Origin of the sequence: Hyphomicrobium sp. 802, from assembly GCF_000526135.1 — a bacterium.
Lineage (GTDB): Bacteria > Pseudomonadota > Alphaproteobacteria > Rhizobiales > Hyphomicrobiaceae > Hyphomicrobium_B.
The window spans coordinates 2,252,803-2,275,557 of record NZ_JAFM01000001.1; the positions used below are offsets into that span (position 1 = coordinate 2,252,803).

Consider the following 22,755-nt stretch of genomic DNA (forward strand, 5'->3'; position numbering starts at 1 on the left):
CTCCTCATTTCGTTTAGTGCTACCATCGATAACGCAAGCTGCCGATCACGGTGCGGCCCTGGTCGAGGTAGCAATAATCGGACGAGCATACGTCGACACGCTTGTCGGCAATATTATTGATGTTCAACTGCAAACGAGCGCCACGCAGGGTTGGGTCGAGACGGACGAGATCGTAATGCGACTCCATATCGAAGAGCGTATGCCCTGCGTTCTTGAATGTGTTCTCATCATTGCCGAAGCTCGATCCGATATAGCGGACGCCGAGGCCAAATCCGAGCCCAGCCGCCGGTCCTGACCGGAGCGTATAATCGCCCCAGAATGATGCGGTGTTGAAGGGAATGCTCGAAAGCACATTGCCTTCATTGCCATTTGCATTGTCTTCGATACGCATGTCGACATAGGAGTAAGAGGCCAAGAGGCTCAACCCGTTGTCGAGTGTGGTTATGCCCTCGATCTCGAAACCACGTGACCGCAGCACCCCGGTTTGGACGGAGCCGCATTGGGTGACGCCGTTGATATCCGCGCATTGGTCTTGGACGCCATCCGTTTGCTGAATGTCGAAGACGGCAGACGAGATGGATGCGTTGTAGCCCGGTACGAAATACTTGAAGCCGACTTCCTTCGATTCCGACTTTGAGGCGTTGAACGGTTTGCCGGTAATGAAATCTGTCCCGGAGTTTGCGACGAAGCCTGTACCGTATGCGATGTAGGGCGCGAAGCCGGAGTCGAAGAGATAGGTGAGGCCGGCGCGGCCGGTCCAGTCTGCATCGCTTTGCTTGAGATCGTCGCCATCCGTGTCGGTGTCGGTCGTAACCCAATCATGGCGGCCGCCCAGGGTCAAAACCCATCGGTTGAGTTTGATCTGGTCCTGCAGATATGTGCCGGTCAATATCTGATCCTGATGCGTCACCGTTTGGATCGCGGGCGCCGGGATGTGTGTCTGGCCATAATTGTAATTGACGAGGGGAGGGACGATACCGCCATCCTCGATGGGTTCGCCGAAGCCCATACCCTCTTTATACCAGACATAGGCGACGTCGACGCCGGCCAGCGCCACGTGTTTCAGCGGCCCCGTCGAGAAACGGGCTTCCAACTGATTGTCCGCCACGAAATTATTCACGTCGCTGATGACGATGCCGTTGGCACGGCTCCAAATGTCCGGCTCGATCTCATCTACGATATCAATGTATCTGCCGGTCGACGAAAGATGCGAATAGCGCGCTTTCTGACGGAAAGTGAAAATGTCGTTGAAGCGATGCTCGAACTCATAGCCAATGCGCTCTTGCGTCTGGTCGAAGAGCTGAAAATTCGGGTCGCCGGACCAGATGTTCGTTCGATGCGCGTGGCCGGAGCTATAGTCATTGTACCAGGCCGTGTTGGCGCCGGTCGTAGCATCCATGTATTCGCCGAGCACCGTCAGCTTCGTGTCCGGATCGAACTTTAACGTGACGGCCGGTGCCAGATAGAGGCGATCGTCAGGCGTTCCCATGAGTTCGGTATCGCTATCGCGCACAAGGCCGGTAAAGCGATAAAGCACATTATCGCCAAGTGTGGTCGGGCCGGAGAAATCGAAGTTGCCTTGGTAGCGATCGTAATTGCCGATCTGCACCTCAAGCTCGCGAAAGGGCGTTTCGGTCGGGCGCTTCGTGTACATATCGACGATGCCGCCGGCGTTGCTCGAGCCGTATAACGATGCCGTCGGACCGCGAAGAATGGTGATGCTGTCGAGGCCATAGGGTTCGGTGCGGAACTGTCCGAAGCCGCTGCTCATCTGACGCAAGCCGTCGCGATAGATGCCGGTGTACGTTGCGTCGAAGCCGCGAATATTGAAGGTGTCGAAACGCGGATCGTAGCCGGAAAGATTGGTCCGGATGCCGGGCACATATTGGATTGCGTCGCTAAGATTCTGTGGAGCGCGATCCTCAATCTGCTTGCGCGTCACGGTCGAGATCGACTGCGGTACTTCGATCAAAGGCGTATTCGTTTTCGTCGCGGCGAAGCTTTCCTTGGCGACGTATCCGTCGATTGCTGAAAGGGGCACGCTCGATCCGTCGCTCAGTGGAGGCGGAGTCTTAGGGGCATTCGTTTTCGTGATCTGCGACTTTGCCGCCGCAGTCTTCGCCGGTTTGGAAACGGATTTCTTCGCAGTAGGCTGCTTTTGGCTTTGGCCCTGAACCACGATTTCCGGCATCGGAACGGGCACGGTTTCTTGTGCGCGGGCGGCAGGCGCCGCTAGAATCGAGGACGCAGCAACACTTAGCGCCCGCACGCGGGCGCTTGGCCATTTCGCAAACATTGTCTTCCCCCACACAACTGGAACGCGATTGCCACCCCGCAATCACGTCCAATCAGAACACGCTAGCGACACATTCTTTACTTTTCAAGTCAATATTTGTCGGGGTACAATCGTCTTCGTTTGCAATGGTGCGGCAGGGAGGCGAAGTGCGCGGCTTACTCGTTATTGTCCATAGGTGGGCCGGTCTCTTCATTGCAGCTTTTCTGTTTGTGGCCGGTCTCACCGGAGCCGTGATCTCTTGGGATCACGAACTCGACGAATGGCTCAATCCAGATCTTTTCGAAGCGAAGCTGGCCGGGCCGCCGCTGCCGCCGCTCGAACTTGTGGCGCGTTTTGAAGCGGCGAATCCGCAGGCGCGCGTCACCTATTTTCCGCTGTCCTACGAGCCAGGAAAAACGGCGGGACTATTCATCCAGCCGCGAGTCAATCCGGCGACGGGGCGCCTCTTCGAACTCAACTACAACCAAGCTTATCTCGAACCGGCGACAGGCGAGGTGAGGGGTGAACGCTATTGGGGCCGGATCTCGCTGGATCGCCGGGACATTCTCCCCTTCCTCTATAAGCTTCACTACTCGATGCACGTTCCGGACTTCTTCGGGTTCGACGGTTGGGGAATCTGGTTGATGGGCATCGTCGGCATCGTCTGGATGTTCGATTGTTTCGTCGGCCTTTGGTTGACGTTCCCGCAGTCGAAGCGGGGGGCTACCAGCCTGATTGCCGTCTCATCGCCGCATCGGGAAAAAAGCTGGCTTGGCCGCTGGGCGCCGGCGTGGCGCATCAAGAGAAATGCCAGTGCCTATCGCCTGAATTTCGATGTTCACAGGGCCTTTGGGCTGTGGACTTGGCTCTTTCTTTTGATCCTCGCGTTTACCTCGATCTCGATGAACCTTGGCGATGAGGTCGTGCGTCCCGCTCTCTCCAAAGTGTTTTCCTTGACGCCGGACGTCGGAGAATCGCGGACCCCGGCTCCGATCGGCAAGCCCATCTCACCGCAGCTGTCGTTCGCGTCCGTTTTGAATATCGCTGCAGCCGAAGCGGCGAAGCGCGCGTGGCAGGAGCCGCTGGGAAGCACGTTCTATAATCAGCAGACCGGCGTCTACAGCATCTCGTTTTTCGAAGCCGGCGAAGAGCACGGCAGCGGCGGAATGGAGCCGAAAACCCTCTATTTTGATGGCAAGACCGGCGCCATGCTTGGCGACAGTATTCCGTGGGCCGGGACAGCTGCCGACATTTTCATGCAACTCCAATTTCCTCTGCACTCCGGCCGCATAGCAGGCCTTCCCGGCCGCATATTGCTGTCGCTCATGGGGCTCGTCGTTGCCGTCTTGTCGCTTACCGGCATTGTCATCTGGTTCAAGAAACGGCTGGCGCGCATGAAGAGAGTTGAGTACGGCAACGCGGCCGTCGGTGCGACAGGGGCCGGATATGTCCATGTGCTTACGTCTGGAAGCTATCGCTTTATCGGTAGCCTGGGAGATGAGAACGGGCTGCGTCTACGTCTAAGTGAACTCGGCGAAAAAGCGGCGCTTCTGAGCGTCACGCGCGGAGCGTTGCCTTTGGGACGTATCGCGCTTCTGTCTTGGGAAAGTTCGTTCTTGCTCGTCGTCGTGATCATCGTCGGTGTCCGGCGGATGCTTTATCGCGGTGGCCGCCTTGGTATGCTGATGGGGATGCTGTTTCGGAGCGTAGGCACCGTGCTTTTCAGTCGAAATTTCTGGCAGGCCGGCATGCTCGATGCATCTTACTACGTGCGCCATGTTCGATTGCGCGTCATGCGCGCCAAAGAATAGAGCTTTGGTGATCTAAAAAGGGATTTCACGAATGCTCTTCTTTTCCTCGCCACGCGCCTAAGGCGATCGTCTCTGAAGGGCACCCGCTCTTACTGGTAAGCAGACCTCGTCGATGATGACGATCATTTAGGTGCTCAAGCCTGGATGAGGTTCGCTAAAGGGCGGCCCGGAATTTCCGGACCGCCCTATGGCGCTTTAATGAGCGAGGGACCCTGCGTCAGACGTTTAGCGCGGCTGCTCGTTCAGGACACGTTGAACGTCTTCCTTCAGAATGTAGACAGACACCGCGAGCAGCACGAGATCCTTCAGAAGAAAGGCCGAATTAATTGTCATCGCTGGAAAGCCTAAACGCGCAATCGAGCCGAGATGATCGATTCCCGCTCATCAGGCAAGAATACCTGAAGCTTATGCTCGCATGCGGTCACTCGGCGTTGAGCCCGACATCGTTTTCATCGATGCGCTTAAGCATCGGGAAGATTATATCGAAGCTCACGAGCAGTTTCCGAATGCGATTATAACGGGGGACGACTGGTCGTGGGGAAAGCGGAAGGACGGAACTTATCCTATCCGGCCCTTCGTCGAGGAAGTCGCGAAGGCGCGAAATGCAACAATCTATGCTGCTGGCGCAACGTTCGTGGTTGTGGAGCCCCGGCACGGCCTCAACTTTGAAGAGAAGTATCGCTACGTAGCTTAGCTGTCCTTCTGGTGTCGACTGAAATTGCAACGATCAGGTGTCTGGAGTTATCGATGCTCGTTCGGCGTTGCTCTCGTCGAGCCAGGATTTATGATGTTGCGTCTTGCCCCGGCATCGTATTTCAAGTTCCTGTAAGGGTAGCGTCTCTTGTCTGTCCGTGATTATACTGCTTCCAAAGTGATAGCCTTTTGGGGGGGAGCATCCGGACCAAATCGGTTCGGTGTGACTGGGGTCTAGAAAGCAAGTTCGTGCCGATAAATGACTGCAAGATCTTGGAATTGCCAAAGATTTCTGATGTCCGAGGTAATCTCACATTCGTGGAAGCTAATCGGCATGTGCCGTTTGCCATCGAGCGAGTCTATTACCTTTATGACGTACCGGGGGGGTCCGAGCGTGGTGGCCACGCCCACAAGGAACTTCACCAATTTATCGTTGCCATGGCGGGAAGTTTTGACGTTGTAATTAGCGACGGACGAGATGAAAGGCGATTTCGTCTCAATCGCTCCTACTTCGGATTATATTTGTGTCCGATGATTTGGCGCCAACTGGACAATTTTTCTTCTGGTGCAGTTTGCATGGTGCTCGCTTCGGCAAAGTACGACGAGGCCGACTACTATCGAGATTACGATGAGTATCTCTCGGCCGTTGACAGGGCTCTCTCGTGATTCCCTTTTTGGACGTCAAAGCCTCTTACTTGGAACTTCAGGGGGAGATAGACGCCGCCATTGCAAAGTTTTTGCAAAGTGGTTCTTACGTTCTTGGCAATGAGGTTGAAGCGTTCGAGGCTGAGTTCGCTGCCTTTTGCAACTGCCAACACGCGATCGGTGTGGGCAATGGTCTCGACGCGCTTTCACTAGCACTTCGTGCGGTGGGCGTGAAGGCGGGCGATGAGGTGATTGTGCCGTCAAACACGTTCATCGCCACTTGGCTTTCCGTTTCTCATTGCGGAGCCATACCCGTGCCGGTCGAACCCATCGATGCGACGTTTAATCTGAATGCCGCTCTCATCGAAGCTGCAATAACTGCCCGAACAAAGGCTATCGTTGTCGTCCATCTTTACGGACAGCCAGCGGATATCGATCCAATTTTATCTCTCGCGAAGCGACACGGCTTACGCGTCGTCGAAGATGCGGCGCAGGCGCATGGAGCAAGATACAAAGGAAACAGGATAGGCGGACATGGTGACGCTGTATGTTGGAGCTTTTATCCAGGCAAAAACTTAGGCGCCATAGGGGACGGAGGAGCAGTTACGACTAATAGCGCAGATATTGCGAGAGAAATCCGTATTGCGCGGAATTATGGCTCCTCAAAAAAATATGTGCATGAGAGCAAGGGGCACAACAGCCGCCTCGATTCATTGCAGGCCGCGATCCTTCGCGTAAAGCTGCACCATTTGGAAGAGTGGAACATGCGGCGGAAAGAAATCGCGGCACGCTATACCGCTGGTTTGTCCGGTTTGGGAATTATCTTGCCAATAGTCCCGGAGTGGGCTGAACCTGCATGGCACCTCTACGTTGTGCGCCATCCCCATCGCGATTTTTTTCGCGAAGAGCTTTCCCGCCGGGGAATTGGTACGTTGGTGCATTATCCCATCCCTCCCCATCTTCAGGAAGCTTATAAGGGAGAGAGTGTGCAGCAAGCGCAATTACCAATAGCCGAGCGCATGGCCGCAGATGTTTTAAGTCTTCCCATTGGCCCGCAGCTCGCGAGCGCAGATCTTTGTGAGGTTATCAAAAATCTCGGGCAGATCGCTGCGGCAGCGCCCGCGGCCTGATTTGCAAATTTCGGATTGGGCTATTCTGTCTGACAATATGGACCTGATATCTAATCATCGCGCTGTGGATAATCTTGTGCGCCAAGCCAAGGCGCAATTTAAAAATAATGATTATTTGGCTAGCGCTGTCTCTCTTCAAGGCGCTGCCGAAACCGCATGGCACAAGCACGCCGGCATGTTTTTTTCGGCGGAAATTGAATCATTGCTTGTCGAAATGGCGAAAAAAATTACGCCATTTCGTGCGCGCCAAGCGAAACAGGCTGGTGGTCCCGAACGCGTCCTCCACGTTCTTACGCAAGGTTATAATATCGGTGGCCATACGCGACTTGTATGGCGCTGGATCGAAAAAGATTCGTCGCGCCAGCACTCGGTTGTGCTGACTCAGCAGGGCGAGTGGCCCAAGCCTCATTGTCTCGATATGGCCGCATCTAAGTCGGGCGGCAAGCTTGTTTTGTTAGAATGTTCCAAAAATTTATTGCAACTCGCTCAGGAACTTCGCGATATTGGAGAGCAATTCGATTATATTGTTCTCCACCAGCATCCCTTCGATGTGGTTCCGTTTCTTGCCTGGGGCAGTGGAATAGACCGTCCACCCATTATACACTTCAATCACGCCGATCACGTCTTCTGGATCGGCGCTTCTCTCGTAGATATCAACGCTGAGTATCGTGCTTCTGGGCAAAAAATATCAATCGCGCGCAGAGGCTTGGGTGATCGACAAATTATGCGATTGCCTATCCCGCTTCCCAACCCTCTCACCCGGTTGCGATCGAAAGCGGAAGCTAAAGTTCAATTGGGTATTCCCGCCGACGATTTTCTAGCTCTTACGGTTGCCTCTGAGCTTAAATTCCACCCGATCCACGCTTTCGATTATGCTCGGGTTCATGGCCCTTTATTGGGTAGATGCGAGAAGCTGCGTTTTCTTGTTGTCGGGCCTTCGCCTCATGCGGATTATTGGAAAAATCTGTACGCTTCGAGTGGAGGGCGCATACAGGCGGTTGGGACTCAGGGTTCCACAGATGTGTATTTGGAAGCTGCAGATATCTACCTAGATTCAACGCCTATTGGCTCGTTGACGTCCATGCTTGAGGCCGCATTGGCTGGCATCGCGTGCGTGAGTTGGAGGCCGTACAAACCAGAGGCCCCCGAAGCGGTATTGGCTTGCGATGACATAGCGTTCGGGAGTTTGCCGATAACATTTAACGAATATGGACCGTACCTTGACCATGTAGAGACGTGTCTGAACAACGCTTCCTTTGCGGCGAATATTTCGGCGGCATTGCAAGCGGCAGTGATCCAAGAACACTCCGGCGCGAAGTGGCTCAAGGCGTTGGAGTTAGTTTATAGTGCCGCGAAGGTCGAAGCCCTTGCCCGTCCTCATCAGCCTGACGAAAGCCGGATTGGCGGCCCAGCAGAGTACGACGAAATTCTTCTTCGAACGCAAGGTGGTTTCGTCGACGTGGGCGAGAAGCCTCATCGCAGGGACGACGGAGGTGGGCGCCTTCGCAGAAGTCTATCGAAGCGCAAATACACTTTTAAGCGTAGTATCACCAAAAGACTTCTACGTTTAGCTGAGCGAAATAAGATAAAGCGGTTGCCGTTCCGCTTTTTTACTCCGCCCCAAATGCAACTCGATACTGCTCTGTCCTTAATGCGACTCTCCGAGAGCGGTGGGGTGGTAGCCTATTGCGAGGCGGCCTATCAGCTCCTTGGCGAGGTTGATGAGCATTCGGCTCGTGAACTGCCACTCTCCACCTTGGAGAAGATACTACGCTGTTTTGCAGCAAACGGAGATCACAAGAGAATAAGTGCTATTGCCTCGGACATCCTACGCCGGAGCCCGGTACTTCCTCCTGCAAGTGAGGGGCTAGCGGTCGCCTCCGCTTTGATAGATGTCGACGCAGATGCGAAGGCGGACAAATTATTTGCGGGCTGGCGTTCCATCGCACCTAAGCTTTTCGGCGATAGGCACCTTTCGGGCGCGTTCAAACTCCGCACTTTGTTTCCAGAGCATTTATCAAGATCGGAGCCAGGAGGAACGTGCAGCTTCCAATTGCCGTCGATAAATGGCGAGCCACGCCTTGATAGAGATACTTTGCCATTACCATATGATGGTTGCAAAATTCTCGAGAATGCAGCCGTGGCTGGGTTCGACACAATTGTCGATAGTTCCAACCATATCGTGGTCTACGATCTCGCAGGACATCCGCGTTATCCGCATGTTGCCGGCCACGATGGGCTTTTGAAAGGTGCTCGGCGACGATCGGACCAAGCAATTTTGCATTTCCCATACGAGCGAGTCATTAAATTACCAAGCGCTGTTCATCTCGCTGGACGCTGCTCGTGGAACTATTTCCACTGGCTCGTTGAATATCTGCCCCGCTTGCTCAACGCGATCGAGGGCGGGCCCGATAGGAATGTTCCGGTTTTAATTCCGGATAATCTGCCCAACTCCATGATGCGGGCGCTTGAGATTGTTAACTCGGGTCGTTTTCAAACGTTCATTGTTCCGGCAAGCACTGCATTGGAGGTTGAACGCCTTTTTATCCCGTCAATGCATACATTCATTGTCGATGGGTTGGCCGCACCGCTCCGGTCCATTGGTGCTATGTCGCGACGGCATATGCAGTTTCTTCGCCAAAGAATTCTTGAGGCGCTCCCACCTGCTCCAGCGTCCAAATTCCCAACAAAAATTTTTCTATCGCGAGGTAATCGACCACGGTCGATCACGAACGAGGTCGAGATTCAAGAGATGTTAATGCGAGATGGTTTTACGGCCGTTGATACGGCGACGATGAGTTTCGATGATCAGGTATGCCTGTTCCGGAACGCGGAAATATTGGTTGGAGCGACGTCGGCGGCCTTCGCGAACATTCTTTTTTGCGAAAGAGAGCCCATTGTGCTCTCATTGATTTCGGCCCATATCTCCGACTTCAATATCTATTCAAATTTATTGCAAGTTGCGGGTGGGGGTGTATTCAGCCACGTTCTTGGTACGCCAATTGAAGGACGGATGACATCCACTGACGACGAACGCTATATGCACGTAAATTTTACCGTCAGAGCTGAAGACGTGCGCGCAACGCTACAAGCGTGCAAGGCATTGAGTGGTAATCGCGACAGGTTTCGCTTGTCGCACGCCGTATAAAGGCGTTCGCATGGGCTCGTGATTATTGGGTGTCGTCTGAATTCCTTTTTTCTCGAAAAGCTTCGTAATCATAGATGTAATCGCTTTGTTCGTGGGGGCGCGACTCGGCGATTAGTAAAACTGTATTGGGCGAGTAGTTGTGTCGGGTGATCCATACCATCGGCGCCAAGTGCAACCCGACCGAAGCGTCTTCTAGGCGAACTTCTTTTCTGTTTCGTCCATCGTCGAGAAGGGCTGAAAATCCCCCAGTGACCGCAACTATGAATTGCTTGCACTCGCGGCGCGCGTATTCCGTGCGAACATTGGGATTGGTAATACTAAGAACCGCTATAGACGCTGGCTGGAACTGTACTCTCTTCTGAATTTCTATGGGGGTAACGCTACCTTCCATATCTTTGGTGTGGGGAAGCTGTTCGGCCCAACAACCACCCACTCCAAGATCTGTTCGTTCCTCAATTTTTGACTTGATGATAACGGGCGTGTCGTGAATAGGACGACAGTCAGAGTTATTATAGCCGACGATAACAGCTGGATTTCCGACTACGGTGGCATGGGCAGGGACATTGCGCGTAACAACCGATCCTGCTCCCACCATTGCGCCGCGGCCGATTCGTAGTCCTGGGAGAATGGTCGCGTTGGCGCCGATGGAAACATTATCTTCCAAGATCGTTTTTAAAAATGCGTCGGGGTACGACTTTGATCGTGGAAACCTATCATTGGTAAAAGTGGCATTCGGTCCGATAAAGACGCCGTCACCGATTACAATTCCGTCCCACAGTTGCACGCCGCATTTGACGGTAACGTCATTGCCAAGCACAACGTCATTTTCGATGAAAACATGATCGCAAATATTACATCGGGTTCCAATGCGGGCACCTTTGAGAACATGTGCGAATGCCCAAATCCGCGTTCCCTTCCCCACGGATTGCGAGTCGCATATCCCGTGGGGATGTACGAAGATTGTGGGCTGGTTCGACATATTAGCGCGTAACTCCCTTTTCGAATTTATCAATTGACATCAGTTCTATGATCGCTTGGCCTTGACGTGCCTACGCTCTTGGTCGCAGGGATGGGGGCATGGGACTGCTATCGAAACTTCCGCGCATCATCTCCGATAATATATGAAGCGACAGGAAAATCATCGCGATGAAGGACGAGCACGTCGCGGAGGCGTGGCAAGACGCTTTTCGACCCGGAAGGCGACCAACACACCGATCCTGATGACTTACTGGAGCGGCGGAGATAAAGGTAAGCCAGCCGCTCTGAAATTTCCCGAATTGGCGTGCTGGCCCAGTGTTGCCGCCCGTGGTGCCTCGCGTCAGCTCCGCAGGATTCTCAACCGCTGAGAAGTGGCTATTGTTTGTGATTTTGGCCATGTAACGGGTGCGCTGACGCCGCGATAAAGATCTAGCGCTTTGATCCAAGATCGCCATCCGGCCTGCGCCATCTTTGGATCGTGTGCTTCACGCGTGCGAAAAAGCTGACTTCGCGAATGGTCATTTCCTTGAGACGCATCTAGCGTGATAGTCTGCGAGACACGCCCGCGCAAGGTTGCTGGGATGTGCAACTGAAGGGCGTTGTCAGCCGAAAGTTAAGCCTGCACGTGCTGCGGATGATCGCCGTCGTAAACAGACCGCCACTTTTTTGGCCGACTTTGCCTTCTTGCAATTTTCCTATACCATTTTTTCCTATTCTATCTCAAACAAGCACCTGCGCGCTGCAGTGCTCGAAATCGCCGGCCCGTCATCGAAGTCCGGAGAGTCGTCGCGATTTGGCCACATCCTACAGGGAAACACATGTGGACCACCGAGGCAGTGCGGTACCCTCGCCATTGGATTTGGTCTACAATATGGCGTCCGTCTGCGAGGTTTGGGCAGAAAGGCTTAGTTCTGTCAGCTTTGTCGCGCATACGAATGCGTTCGTTGACTTTGGCCCCTGTACAAATCAACGTGCTTTGACGTTGCGCGAGCCGGTGCGGCGGTCAGTCGAAAAAGCAGAGAGAAGCGGATGCCGACGCCGTCGACGACGCCTACAACCCTCGATTTATTGAAACGCCTAGCGCGCGAGAATGGCCGGGAGTACGCCCCGCGATACGCGATCGCCATCATTTGCATGTTGCTTGTCGCGGGCACGACGTCTCTAAGTGCTTATGTGCTGAAGACCGTTATCGACACGATCTTCGTGAACCAGAATCGCGAAGCGTTGATCGGCATTACGTTCCTTATCGTCGGGATTTTCATCGCCAAGGGTGTTGCGGCCTATTTCTCTGAGGTCATCGTCGGCAACATTGGCAACCGCCTCGTTGCGGATACGCAAAAACGCATGTTCAACCACATGTTGAAAGTCGATGTCGCCTTCTTTCAACAATACAGTTCGAGCAATCTCGTCACCCTCATATCTTATAATGCCAGCGCGGTGCGGGACATGCTGACGCTTGTTTCGTTGAATGTGGGTCGCGACTTATTCACGATCGTGGGTCTCGTTTGCACGATGATCGCGCTAGATCCCGTTCTGTCGGCGATCGCGCTGATCGGCGGCCCTGTCGCTGCAATCTCATCGCGCAAGATGGTGGCGCGGATTAAGAAAGCGACGAAGGGTGAAATTCATTCGATGGCGGGGATCATCCAGGCGACGCGCGAACTCAGTCAGGGAGCGCAGGTCGTCAAATCCTTCCAGCTCGAGAATACGATGCGCGGTCGGATGTTTAATGCCATCGAAGCCGTCCAGCGACTGTCCAACAAGATGCTGCGCATTCAGGCCGGCGTTAACCCTTTGATGGAGGCTATCGGCGGCTGTGCTGTTGCCGCCGTCATTTTCTATGCCGGCTGGCAAAATCTCTATCATGGCGCAAGCCCTGGCCAGTTCTTTGCGTTTATCACCGCCTTGCTCATGTGCTCCGATCCAGGGCGCCGTCTTTCGCGTGTCCAACTGCAACTCGCCTCCGCCTCGATTGGTGTGCGGATGATGTATGAGATCTTGGATACGCCGGCGCGAGAAGACGAGCCACCGGGCAGGCCTGAGCTTGATGTCAAAGGCGGCGAGATTGCCCTTCGCGACGTCGCTTTCAGATATGTGGCGAACAAGCCGGTCATTGAGCATATGACCTTTTCCGTGCCTGCGGGAAAGGTGACGGCGCTGGTTGGTCATTCCGGCGGCGGTAAGACCACGGTTTTCTCGCTCCTCCAGCGTCTGCGTGTCCCGGACGCCGGCACCATCGAGATCGATGGCCAGTCGATTGCTGACGTCTCGCTGAAGTCCTTGAGGCAGAACATCTCGGTCGTCGGCCAGGATGCTTTCCTGTTTGAAGGGTCGATCATCGATAACATTCGGGCCGGCCACGAAACTGCTTCTGAAGAGCAGTGCATCGAAGCAGCCAAAGCAGCGAGCGCACACGAGTTCATCAAATCACTGCCGCGTGGCTATGATACGCAGGTCGGCGAACTTGGCGCACAAGTCTCAGGCGGTCAGCGCCAGCGCATTGCCCTGGCGCGTGCCTTTCTGAAGAATGCGCCGATCATTCTGTTGGACGAACCGACGTCGGCGCTCGACAGTGAGACGGAAGACGTCATCCAGCGCGAATTGCGACGCTTGACGGAAGGGAAGACGACGCTCGTCATCGCTCATAGGCTGTCGACGATCCTGCATGCCGATTTGATCCATGTGATCGAAGCCGGTCGTGTCATCGAGAGTGGCACTCATGAGCAGTTGATGGCCGCAGGCGGCGCTTATAGCCGTCTGTTCAAGCTGCAGTTTGCGAAGTTCCTCGAAACCAAGCAGCCGCTCGCGGAAGCTATTTAGACATTTGCGCGATGTTGCGGGTTTGTCGGATCTTTGTTTGGCTTGACTGTGCAGTCAAAGGCACGCACTCAGGTTGAGGCTTGGAGGGGTAAATCGGACTGGATGCGCATAACCTGTTTCATGCCCCGAAATATGCGCTTTGGTCCCTCCAATGCGACGTCGATTGATCTTTGCGTATATGATCTCATCAAAGCCAGTCGTTATCGAGATACGACAAAAATACTTTGTTGTGAGAATGAGACGCTGTTTTCGGGGTTGAACATCTCAACGTACCCGCCGTCAATAGATCGCCACAAGACAAAAAAGACGAAGTTTGCGTTGGACCAAGCGCAGGAGAGCTCGGCCGATCTTATTGTCGTTCAACAGCATCTTCCGACTGCAGCCGGAGTGGCACGCAGAGTTTCTACGCCTGTGATCTTGCACAAGCACAACATGATCAAATCGGTGCCGGCAAAAGGCGTACTGAACGTGCTGAAACGTAGATGGCACGTTAATCAATACAAAGCTCTGGCAGGAATTATTTTCGTCAGCGAGACGTGCAGAGATCAATTTCGCGCAGATTGGCCCGAAGTTACAACCCCTATGTCGGTTGTTTACAATGGCTTGGATTTCAGTGATTGGCAGCCTGCGAATACGCGCCGGCGCGAGATTATCTGCGTCGGCCGCGCGGCACCGGAAAAAGGCATTAAAGAAGCCGCCGAGGCCGTTGTCGATATTCTGGGTAGAGAGCCATCTTGGTCCGCCCGATTCATACTGAGCGAGACACAGCGGTTTCCCGATTATCTTCAGGATGTCATGGCGACGTTACGTCCAGTCGCGGATCGGGTGATGGTGGAGGTCAATCAAACACTGGCCGTCGTTCGGGAGCGGTTAGAAGAAGCTGCGATTGCACTTGTGCCATCTCGATGGGAGGAGCCATTTGGCCGTACCGCACTGGAAGCTCACGCTGCGGGCTGTGCAGTTGTCAGTTCTGGGACCGGTGGACTGAAGGAAGTCAGCGGCAAATATGCATTGTTTTTGCCTGATCGTTTTTCTGCTGGAGATATCTCTGATCAGGTGTCCACCTTAATTGACTCTCCGGGGATGATGAACCGGCTCGCGCAAGAGGGCCGCAGCTATTGCGCGCAGAAGTTCGCCTTGGGTGCCGTTTCAGCCAGCGCCGACAATTTTTATGAGCGGATCGTTGGGCGGTTGAGAGTGTACGCCGCTTAAATTGGCGGCCGGACTGGGCCGGGTTCAAGTGGAGTGAGATCAGATTGTTGCGATAGGAAATAGCCTGTAAGTGCGTGATCTCTCAGAAGGGGGAAGCGTAAAGGTGAGCTTCCTGAATGCTGAATGTTCCTGACAGTTAGCTCGGTGCGCGTGCGGTCGAAGTTCAGTTGCGACGCTGGAATGCCATTCAAGCTCAGGCCTTTCTCAATTGTCGATCTCCATTGGCTAGCAGCTGTGCTGTGGCAGCGGATTTAAAGCAGCAAGGTCGGGATGAGGGTGAGATGAGCAAAATTCTGTCTGTCATTATGCCCGTCTGTAATGCGGAGAAATATTTATCTCAGGCGATTGAAAGTGTCCTTCGACAGGAACTTCGCGATTTTGAACTCATTTGCATCGACGATGGATCGAGTGATGCTTCCAGTGCTATTTTGAAGAACTTCGCAGATCGCGATTCGCGAGTTCGCGTCATCAGTCGTGGCAAGCTAGGTCTAGTTTCCGCCCTAAATATCGGGCTTGAGAGTGCGATTGCTCCTATCGTCGCCCGCATGGATGCGGACGATGTTTGTTTGCCTGGTCGTCTTGCGCAGCAGCTTGAATATTTGGCCCGGCGCCCGGACGTTTGGGTTGTCGGCACGGCGAGGAAATTGATCGACGGTCGCGGTCGCGTGCTGCGCGCTCCGACTGTTGTGCAGGGAGAAGGAGCGGTTTCGGAAGCGTTGCTTCGCAGCTGTGAACTATGTCACCCGACGGTAATGATGCGCCGCGTGCCTATCTTAAAGCTTGGAGGCTATCGGGAAGCTTTCCGGCATGCCGAAGATTATGATTTGTGGCTTAGAGTAGTGCAGCACGCGAAGGTGGATAATTTGCCATTTGTCGGAATTCTTCATCGGATTCACGGAGCGAGTGTCTCGGAAAAGCATAAAATTCAGCAGCGGGTGTCGGCGGCATTGGCGCAGGCTTGTTATCATTTGAGAATGGCGGGCCATTCCGATCCGGCGAGCTTCTATCGTGGTCCTCCCGATCTTTGGAATGACCGGCTGCTGGATGACCTCATATCTGAACATATTGAATTTTTTCGAGCTACACTCATTCTTCTCGATCCCACGGCTTTGTTTGACGCCAAATTCTCGGCTGTAAAGAAGATCGAGAGTGCTTCGCCTCGAATGAAGAGACAAAATAAGAAGCTTTATCAGGAAGCTCTATTGTTCGCTGCGAGCCACCATCGTCGCCTGGACTTCTTCAAGCTGCGTATGTTTGCCAACGCCGTCCGCTTGCATCCCGGAAGATTTGTTAGATTGTCATTTTCTTCATAAATGAGACAGCGCAATTTCCAATCACAAATGGGCACGCGGTCTGATGTCGACCTCGCCGTGCGAAGCGAACAATGACTGCGATCTGGACAATCCGGCCGAGGCATAAGCTCGCGAAGCTGTTGGCCTATATCCGGTATCCGCTCAACTCTTCCGAACGTAAATTGTTTCGCGGACGTCTTATCGAGACGATCGAATTTAATGGTTTTCAGCGTCGGCAATTCGCCGGGCCAAAATCGGTTTCCTATTCGGGGCTGCTCCTGGATGCAGAATACGGGATATCGGTTGAAGACGGGCTTCCGGTCTTTCGGGACGCGCGGACGCCGACGATATCGGTGATTATTCCGAATTATAATCATGCCGCATTCCTTAAGGAGCGAATACGGTCGATTCTTGATCAGGAAATAGAATTCCACGAATTAATTATTTTGGACGACGCATCTACCGACGATAGTCGAAATGTCATTCTGGAAACGATTCGGGACATTTCCGTGCCCGTGAGGCTTGTGTTCAACGAAACGAATTCCGGAAGCATTTTTCGCCAATGGGAGAAGGGATTTGAATTGGCGAAAGGGGATTTAATCTGGCTGTGCGAAAGTGACGATACGTGTGATCCCAGGTTTCTTGGCACGCTTGTTCCATATTTCAGTGATCCGAGCGTGATGATGGCGTTCGGCCGGATAGATTCGATCGACAGAGAGGGGATCGTCGTTCCGCAATCAGGTCTCTCGCTCTCTGCATCGAAGTTCTGGGGGGCACCGATAATCGCGAGTGCCTATTCCTGGTTCAATGGTCCGTTTGGCAACAAAAACATTGTTGCAAATGTTGGTGGCTGCCTCTTCCGAAGACAGGAGTTCAGTCCGGACATCTTCTCTGAATTGGCTTCTTATAGAATTTGCGGCGACTGGTATCTCTACAGTCGCGTCGCGCGGGGCGGCCGAATTGCCTATGATCCGAATGCAAAGGCTTATTTCAGGGTCCACACGTCAAACAGCTCAAAAGCAAGCTTAAAGAGTGAGAGCTTTTATAATGAACATGTTCGCATCGCCCAAGCTTTAAGAAGGCACTACGAGGTAAATAAATCCGCGATCAGATTATTGTTGCAAAACGCGTGGGCGATATGCGTCGCCAATTTGGGATATGCCGCGGGGCGTGAATTTGCCCAGGGGGGTCTCATTGGCGAAGTCATGAAAACTCCGCGAAATATAAATCATATACTGCTGATTTTGGCGGCGTGTGACGAACATGTTGTTTCCGCAGCGTGCCGTTTGGCTAATACAGTATCGGGACGCGGTGAAGACGTCACCGTTCTGTTGAGCGGCGATGCCTCTTTCTTTGATCGTGCGCACGGATTTCTGTCACCGTCCGTTTCAATCCTTCCGTCAATTTTTGCCGAGAGGATGGGGCTTGATCTCTTTTTGACTGAGTTCGGAATTACAATGGTCTGGGTCTCTGATCATGAAATCGGAGGCATGGGCGAGGCATGTAGATCTTTGCGTATACCGTTACATAAATCGAGCTTCGAGGGTTTGGATTTCTCGGCTTTGGGCCCTGAAGCTCGTTCCGGGTGACTTACAGTGTCAGCCGATACTGCATTTATTGGGGAGATGCGGGTAATCTGCATGTCTCGCGCTTCGGGCGATTGATAGGCGTTATTCGGCTGCCAAGATGTGCTTTACATATTCCGCATAGGCGCTCTTTCCCAGGCGACCGAGCGATGCGGCTATTTCATCTGCAGACAGATATCCCATGCGAAGTGCGATTTCTTCGGGGCAGGCAATTTTGAGGCCCTGTCGCCTTTCAATGGTGGCGATGTAATCGCCCGCATCCATCAGGCTCTCGAACGTTCCTGTGTCGAGCCACGCGAAGCCGCGACCCATTTTTTCGACGTGGAGCGCATCGAGCGTCAAATACATCTCATTCAATGTCGTTATCTCGAGTTCGCCGCGCGCCGATGGCGTGACGCGGGAAGCGAGTTCGACAACGCGTTCATCATAGAAATAGATGCCGGTGACAGCCCATCTTGATTTTGGCGCTTTCGGTTTTTCGACGATAGTCTGGGCTTTTCCCGCAGAGTCGAACGTGACGACGCCGTAGCGTTCCGGATCAGCGACCTCGTAGGCAAAGATTGTCGCTCCGTCCTCTCGTGCAGCGGCTGTGCGCAGCAAGTCCGCAAGGCCGTGACCGTAGAAAATGTTATCACCCAAGACGAGGGCGCAACGATCGTGACCGACGAATTCCCGGCCGATGATAAACGCCTGCGCGAGTCCTTCGGGCGCTGGCTGGACGGCATAGCTCAAACTGATACCGAATTGCTCTCCTGAGCCCAGGAGATTTTGGAACAATGGTTGGTCGCGCAAGGTGGTGATGATCAGGATGTCGCGAATGCCAGCGAGCATAAGCGTCGACAGCGGATAATAAATCATCGGTTTGTCGTAAACGGGAAGCAGCTGCTTCGAAATAGCAAGGGTCAGAGGATAGAGCCGCGTGCCGCTGCCTCCGGCAAGAATGATGCCCTTCAATTTGCCCATGCTGTCGAATCAAAGCCTTGTTGCAGATGTTGCTGTTTTTTCGCCATGAGGTACGCTGAACAATCGATCGAGCGCCTCCGATAACGCATCTGACCATGGCCGGAGCTTTATGTCGTAGACATATGAAAGCTTTTCGTTGGAGAGCACGGAATAGGCAGGGCGGCGAGCTTTCGTCGGATAGTCGCTTGTCGGTATTGGATGGACGATTGCGTGTGGCGCGCCTCTTTGTGCTGCTCCGTCGACGATCGCGCGGGCGAATCCGTACCACGACGTCTTGCCGCCGTTCGTCGCGTGAAACGTACCGAAATGTTCGGGGTTTGGCGGAAAGGTGTGAAGACGGTCGATGATTCGGCAAACTGTCGCGGCGAGATCCGGAGCGTAGGTCGGACTGCCTTGCTGATCGTCGACGACATTGATCTCCGGCCGTTCGCGGTTGAGGCGAAGCATTGTCTTTACAAAGTTTGAGCCAAACGGACTGAAGACCCAGGCCGTGCGCAGAATGATATGCTTTGGATTGGCTTCGGCGACGAGGCTTTCACCGATGAGCTTGCTGTGTCCATAGACACCGAGCGGAGACACAGTATCGGTCTCGACGTAGGGTGCGCGTTTGGCGCCATCAAATACATAATCAGTCGAAAAATGAATGATTGGCGCGCTGACATTAGATGCGGCTTCGGCTGCAGCCTGTGCGCCCGCCGCGTTTATTGCGAAGGCGGTTTCAGGTTCATCTTCCGCCTGGTCGACGGCCGTATATGCCGCGGCATTGACGATGAAATCGGGCCGCGACGCCAGGATTGCTTTAGATACCAAAGCTGGATTGCGAAGATCGGCTTCCGGTCGTCCGATCTGCACAACATGATATCCGGATGCGCTCAGGATTTCCTCAAGAGAGCGGGCGACCTGGCCGTCGCGACCGATGACTAGAACGAATTTTCCGTCTGATGTCACGCGGAATTGTCCGCAAGCTGAGTTCCTTCCATCGGCGAATTTCCTATCAGGCCAAGCCTAGCTCCGGAATAGACATTTTCGCGCAATGGACGCCACCACCAGGCATTATTCAAGTACCAGTCGACAGTCGCGGCAATGCCCGTCTCGAACGTATGTTGGGCGCGCCAGCCTAACTCCGTCTCGATTTTGGTAGGATCGATGGCGTATCGCCGGTCGTGACCCGGTCGGTCAGGGACGAACGTGATGAGATTTCGTCGGGCGATATCGCCAGGAGCGCGATCGTCCAGCAGGTCACATATGCGCTCGACCACTGCGATGTTCTCAACCGGCGCGCGGCCGCCGATATTGTAGGTCTCGCCAATCCGTCCGCGCTCGAGCACAGCCGTGAGCGCCTTCACATGATCATCGACGTAAAGCCAATCGCGTACGTTGCGGCCGTCGCCATAGACGGGCAGCAGTTTGTTTTCCAGGGCATTGAGTATGATCAGCGGGATCAGCTTCTCAGGGAAATGATAGTGGCCATAGTTATTCGAGCAGTTTGTAATCAGGGTCGGCAGGTCATAGGTCTCGTGCCAGGCGCTGACGAGATGATCGGATGAAGCCTTGCTGGCGGAATAAGGCGACCTTGGATCGTAGGCGGTGCTCTCCGTGAAGAAGCCGTCACCATCCAGGCTGCCGTAGACTTCGTCGGTCGAGACGTGCAGGAAGCGGAATGTCGTGCGAAGCGGTAAGGATAGTTCGCTCCAATATTTCCTGCTGGCCTCGAGAAGGACGTGCGTTCCAACAACGTTGGTTGCGATGAAAGCGGCAGACGACGAAATCGATCGGTCAACATGAGACTCGGCGGCAAGATGCATGACCGCATCGGGGCGGTACTCAGCGAAGATCCGATTAATGCCGTCGGCGTCGCATATATCGGCTTGGGCGAAGCGATAGTTAGCATGTCCCGAAACCGAGGCGACCGATTGTAAATTAGCGGCGTAGGTAAGTTTGTCGACGTTCAGCACGTCCCAGCCGCGATTACGCACAAGATATCGGACCAACGCAGATCCGATGAAGCCAGCTCCGCCTGTGACGATGACCCTCATGCCTTCCCTCCCGAAATCAGTAAAATCAAAAGACCGGAGTGAGGTCCTTCAGCAAAGGAAGCACGGCATCTTTATCAGAGACAATGGCGGCATCGCAACTGACCGGCCAAGCAATTTTCAGGGCTGGATCGGACCATAAAATTCCGCCTTCGGCCCGAGGATTATAATAATCAGAGACTTTGTAGACGACCTCAGTGTCCGGTTCCAGCGTGCAAAAACCGTGTGCGTAGCCGTGAGGAATATAAATTTGGAGGCCATCTTCGGCTGAAATTTCGCAGGCTATGTGTTGTCCGTATGTCGGAGATGACGCTCTTAAGTCCACAGCAACGTCGAGGATGCGCCCACGGCTCACGCGGACGAGCTTAGCTTGAGAATAAGGTGATGTCTGGAAGTGCAGCCCTCGAATGGTTCCAATCTTGGAGGTGAGTGACAAGTTATCCTGCACGAAGGTGTGCATTATGCCTGCCTCCGCCAACGCATTCGCATTGTAGAGTTCGGTGAAATAACCTCGCGTATCATGAAATCGTACTGGGGCGATTTTGAGAACGCCAGGAAGGTTGAGTTCGGTAAATTTAGCCACTTCGCCACTCAAGTTATTCTTTATTCGGGCACTTTGCATGCCGGCCACCAAGAACACAAGGCCAACCAATTCGAAGGACTTAGATCATTCCATGGCGATTGTGCTGTGCCCCATGCGCCACAGTGATCGATGGAAATCTGGAATTGACCGACGGCGCGCTTTCTCATGTCGTCACGTTCGTTTGAGGACGGCGCGAAACTCGTCCGTATTGCGCCTCGAACGTTTGGCTGTCCTAATTTTACTCGAACATGATCCACAGGCTTGAACAGGAAACGAACTTGGCGATACGCGCCTTATAAATCGACGAAAATTGATGAAGTCGACTTCAATAGACGTAGACACGAGTCGTCATTGGCGAAGCGCGTGACGATTTTACTCGTCAATAGCGTGGAAAAAGGGTTGCCTCAGACTTCGCTCATTGCGAATCGGACTATGCTTTCCTCGTAAGAACGGTCTTCTTCGGACATGTAGGAGAGCAAGTAAGCGGTATGGCCTCGCGAATATTCTTACATATTGGTGGCGAGAAGACGGGCACCACAACGCTCCAGTGTTTTCTAACTCGGAATGCGGAGGCTTTAAAGCGTTCGGGATTCTATTATCCTTGTGATGGGGACGATATATTTTTCGAACGCGAAGCTCACTTCCCGATTGCCGCACGTTTTATGGAAGAAAGAGCCGAGTTTATAAGCCAAGCAAATCAGGACGCTCTTCCTTTCGTCATGCAGGCATTGGCCCGGAAGCTGTCCGATATAAACGAGAGGGTCATCCTGTCGTGTGAGCAATTATCGTCTCGCCTCACTAAAGTATCGCAGCTATTGGCACTGCGCGACGCTTTGCCGGCCGATGAAATCAAGATTGTATTTTATGCGAGAGAACCGTCGTCTCTTGCGCTGGCTGAGTGGTCTACAAGTATTCGTTGCGGCGCGAAGCACGAATTCAATGTCGAGGACGTAAACCCTGAAAAGGCCTACTATAACCATTTGGAAAGGCTTAAATTGTGGGGGGGCGTTTTCGGTGAAGAAAACCTGATTGTGCGTGAATATAATCGAAGCCGTCTTGTCGGCGCCGACGTTCGAAGAGATTTTTGCGCTTCGTTGGGCATCGACTTCGGCGGTATGCGAATTGAAGAGGAGCAAAATCAGTCTTTCGATGTTCAGCGGCTTGAGGTGCTCAGATTTATCAATTGCGCGTTGGCGGAATTCGAAGGATCTGGGATGGAGTGGAGAAAGGCCCAAAAGGTGAGGGACCTTTTGTCGGCATACATTCCGCCGACGGGCGCTCTTGACGATTTGCTTGATGAGAGTGAAAGAGCGTCAATCAAGTTGAAGTTTGAAGCCGTTAATCGGGAGCTAAATGAACGGTATTTTGCGGGACAACTTTCTGAGGATTGGTTCCCGAATTTGAACTCGAATGCCGCTGTTCGTCGGCGACCGTATAAGCCTCCAACTGATATTTCCGCTGTTTTACGAGAAACCATTATCCGGATGGCGGGAGAGAGAACAGTTGCCTGATTTGAGAAGATGCCTGCTTCTTCGATATGGTCGCAACATAGTCGTGCATGAGAGCATCGGCGTGCGGACTCCGAT

The 22,755-nt window shown here is 53.5% G+C and carries 17 protein-coding genes; 10 read left to right on the top strand and 7 right to left on the bottom strand.

What is annotated here, in order from left to right; translation table 11 throughout:
• Positions 1 to 19: 19 nt before the first annotated feature.
• A complete protein-coding gene (locus tag HYP802_RS0111380; RefSeq protein ID WP_024275759.1) occupies positions 20 to 2,296 on the bottom strand; it encodes a TonB-dependent siderophore receptor in 2,277 nt (758 codons plus the stop codon).
• A 146-nt stretch (positions 2,297 to 2,442) separates the two neighbouring features.
• On the opposite strand from HYP802_RS0111380, the gene HYP802_RS22315 reads away from it, so the two are divergent.
• Positions 2,443 to 4,086 (top strand): PepSY-associated TM helix domain-containing protein, encoded by a 1,644-nt coding sequence (locus tag HYP802_RS22315; protein ID WP_024275760.1) that lies wholly within the window; start codon positions 2,443 to 2,445, stop codon positions 4,084 to 4,086.
• A 225-nt stretch (positions 4,087 to 4,311) separates the two neighbouring features.
• Here HYP802_RS22315 and HYP802_RS23615 read toward each other — a convergent pair whose 3' ends face one another.
• The gene (locus HYP802_RS23615; RefSeq protein ID WP_348623898.1) at positions 4,312 to 4,461 is read right to left on the bottom strand and encodes a DUF417 family protein; all 150 of its coding nucleotides are present in this window, start codon (positions 4,459 to 4,461) and stop codon (positions 4,312 to 4,314) included.
• Between the two features lie 40 nt (positions 4,462 to 4,501).
• On the opposite strand from HYP802_RS23615, the gene HYP802_RS0111395 reads away from it, so the two are divergent.
• The 4 genes from HYP802_RS0111395 (at position 4,502) to HYP802_RS0111410 (ending at position 9,702) form a co-directional block, all read left to right on the top strand.
• Positions 4,502 to 4,780 (top strand): hypothetical protein, encoded by a 279-nt coding sequence (locus HYP802_RS0111395; protein WP_024275761.1) that lies wholly within the window; start codon positions 4,502 to 4,504, stop codon positions 4,778 to 4,780.
• Positions 4,781 to 5,028: 248 nt separating this feature from the next.
• Entirely contained in the window at positions 5,029 to 5,445 is a 417-nt protein-coding gene (locus HYP802_RS0111400) for an FdtA/QdtA family cupin domain-containing protein (protein ID WP_024275762.1), read from the top strand.
• An 8-nt stretch (positions 5,446 to 5,453) separates the two neighbouring features.
• Positions 5,454 to 6,554 (top strand): DegT/DnrJ/EryC1/StrS family aminotransferase, encoded by a 1,101-nt coding sequence (locus HYP802_RS0111405; protein ID WP_245261493.1) that lies wholly within the window; start codon positions 5,454 to 5,456, stop codon positions 6,552 to 6,554.
• A 1-nt stretch (position 6,555) separates the two neighbouring features.
• Positions 6,556 to 9,702 (top strand): glycosyltransferase 61 family protein, encoded by a 3,147-nt coding sequence (locus HYP802_RS0111410; RefSeq protein ID WP_155831212.1) that lies wholly within the window; start codon positions 6,556 to 6,558, stop codon positions 9,700 to 9,702.
• A gap of 22 nt (positions 9,703 to 9,724) precedes the next feature.
• Here the strand turns inward: HYP802_RS0111410 and HYP802_RS0111415 are convergent, their stop codons facing one another.
• A complete protein-coding gene (locus HYP802_RS0111415) occupies positions 9,725 to 10,681 on the bottom strand; it encodes a WxcM-like domain-containing protein (RefSeq protein ID WP_024275765.1) in 957 nt (318 codons plus the stop codon).
• 1,028 nt (positions 10,682 to 11,709) lie between these two features.
• On the opposite strand from HYP802_RS0111415, the gene HYP802_RS0111425 reads away from it, so the two are divergent.
• From HYP802_RS0111425 to HYP802_RS22915, 4 genes are all read left to right on the top strand, one after another.
• Complete coding sequence (locus HYP802_RS0111425; protein WP_024275766.1) at positions 11,710 to 13,500, top strand: ABC transporter ATP-binding protein; 1,791 nt, start codon at positions 11,710 to 11,712, stop codon at positions 13,498 to 13,500.
• A gap of 318 nt (positions 13,501 to 13,818) precedes the next feature.
• Positions 13,819 to 14,712 (top strand): glycosyltransferase family 4 protein, encoded by an 894-nt coding sequence (locus HYP802_RS0111430; protein ID WP_197022726.1) that lies wholly within the window; start codon positions 13,819 to 13,821, stop codon positions 14,710 to 14,712.
• 281 nt (positions 14,713 to 14,993) lie between these two features.
• Positions 14,994 to 16,025, top strand: a complete 1,032-nt coding sequence (locus HYP802_RS0111435) for a glycosyltransferase (protein ID WP_024275768.1) — start codon at positions 14,994 to 14,996, stop codon at positions 16,023 to 16,025.
• Positions 16,026 to 16,096: 71 nt separating this feature from the next.
• Positions 16,097 to 17,593, top strand: coding sequence for a glycosyltransferase family 2 protein (locus tag HYP802_RS22915; protein WP_024275769.1), 1,497 nt, complete (start codon positions 16,097 to 16,099; stop codon positions 17,591 to 17,593).
• Between the two features lie 81 nt (positions 17,594 to 17,674).
• Here the strand turns inward: HYP802_RS22915 and rfbA are convergent, their stop codons facing one another.
• Genes rfbA through rfbC form a run of 4 tightly spaced genes read right to left on the bottom strand, consistent with a single transcriptional unit; the run spans position 17,675 to position 21,169 of the window.
• Complete coding sequence (gene rfbA / locus HYP802_RS0111445; protein ID WP_035576134.1) at positions 17,675 to 18,544, bottom strand: glucose-1-phosphate thymidylyltransferase RfbA; 870 nt, start codon at positions 18,542 to 18,544, stop codon at positions 17,675 to 17,677.
• 18 nt (positions 18,545 to 18,562) lie between these two features.
• Positions 18,563 to 19,501 carry a dTDP-4-dehydrorhamnose reductase gene (gene rfbD, locus HYP802_RS0111450; RefSeq protein ID WP_024275771.1) on the bottom strand — a complete coding sequence of 313 codons (939 nt, stop codon included), beginning with the start codon at positions 19,499 to 19,501 and terminating at the stop codon, positions 18,563 to 18,565.
• On the bottom strand, positions 19,498 to 20,589 hold the full coding sequence (rfbB, locus tag HYP802_RS0111455) for a dTDP-glucose 4,6-dehydratase (protein ID WP_024275772.1): 1,092 nt from the start codon (positions 20,587 to 20,589) through the stop codon (positions 19,498 to 19,500). Before rfbB ends, rfbD begins: the two co-directional genes overlap by 4 nt.
• A 25-nt stretch (positions 20,590 to 20,614) precedes the next feature.
• Positions 20,615 to 21,169: a dTDP-4-dehydrorhamnose 3,5-epimerase gene (rfbC, locus tag HYP802_RS0111460; protein WP_024275773.1), complete on the bottom strand. Its 555-nt coding sequence runs from the start codon at positions 21,167 to 21,169 to the stop codon at positions 20,615 to 20,617.
• 488 nt (positions 21,170 to 21,657) lie between these two features.
• Between rfbC and HYP802_RS0111465 the strand changes: the two genes are divergently transcribed.
• A complete protein-coding gene (locus tag HYP802_RS0111465; RefSeq protein ID WP_024275774.1) occupies positions 21,658 to 22,680 on the top strand; it encodes a hypothetical protein in 1,023 nt (340 codons plus the stop codon).
• Positions 22,681 to 22,755 lie beyond the last annotated feature (75 nt).

What these genes read in the sequence shown, in the direction of transcription:
- HYP802_RS0111380 (WP_024275759.1), bottom strand. Translation starts at nt 2,296, where the DNA reads ATGTTTGCGAAATGGCCAAGCGCCCGCGTGCGGGCGCTAAGTGTTGCT.
- HYP802_RS0111395 (WP_024275761.1), top strand. Translation starts at nt 4,502, where the DNA reads ATGCGGTCACTCGGCGTTGAGCCCGACATCGTTTTCATCGATGCGCTT.
- HYP802_RS0111415 (WP_024275765.1), bottom strand. Translation starts at nt 10,681, where the DNA reads ATGTCGAACCAGCCCACAATCTTCGTACATCCCCACGGGATATGCGAC.
- HYP802_RS0111425 (WP_024275766.1), top strand. Translation starts at nt 11,710, where the DNA reads ATGCCGACGCCGTCGACGACGCCTACAACCCTCGATTTATTGAAACGC.
- HYP802_RS0111435 (WP_024275768.1), top strand. Translation starts at nt 14,994, where the DNA reads ATGAGCAAAATTCTGTCTGTCATTATGCCCGTCTGTAATGCGGAGAAA.
- HYP802_RS22915 (WP_024275769.1), top strand. Translation starts at nt 16,097, where the DNA reads ATGACTGCGATCTGGACAATCCGGCCGAGGCATAAGCTCGCGAAGCTG.
- rfbB (WP_024275772.1), bottom strand. Translation starts at nt 20,589, where the DNA reads ATGAGGGTCATCGTCACAGGCGGAGCTGGCTTCATCGGATCTGCGTTG.
- HYP802_RS0111465 (WP_024275774.1), top strand. Translation starts at nt 21,658, where the DNA reads ATGGCCTCGCGAATATTCTTACATATTGGTGGCGAGAAGACGGGCACC.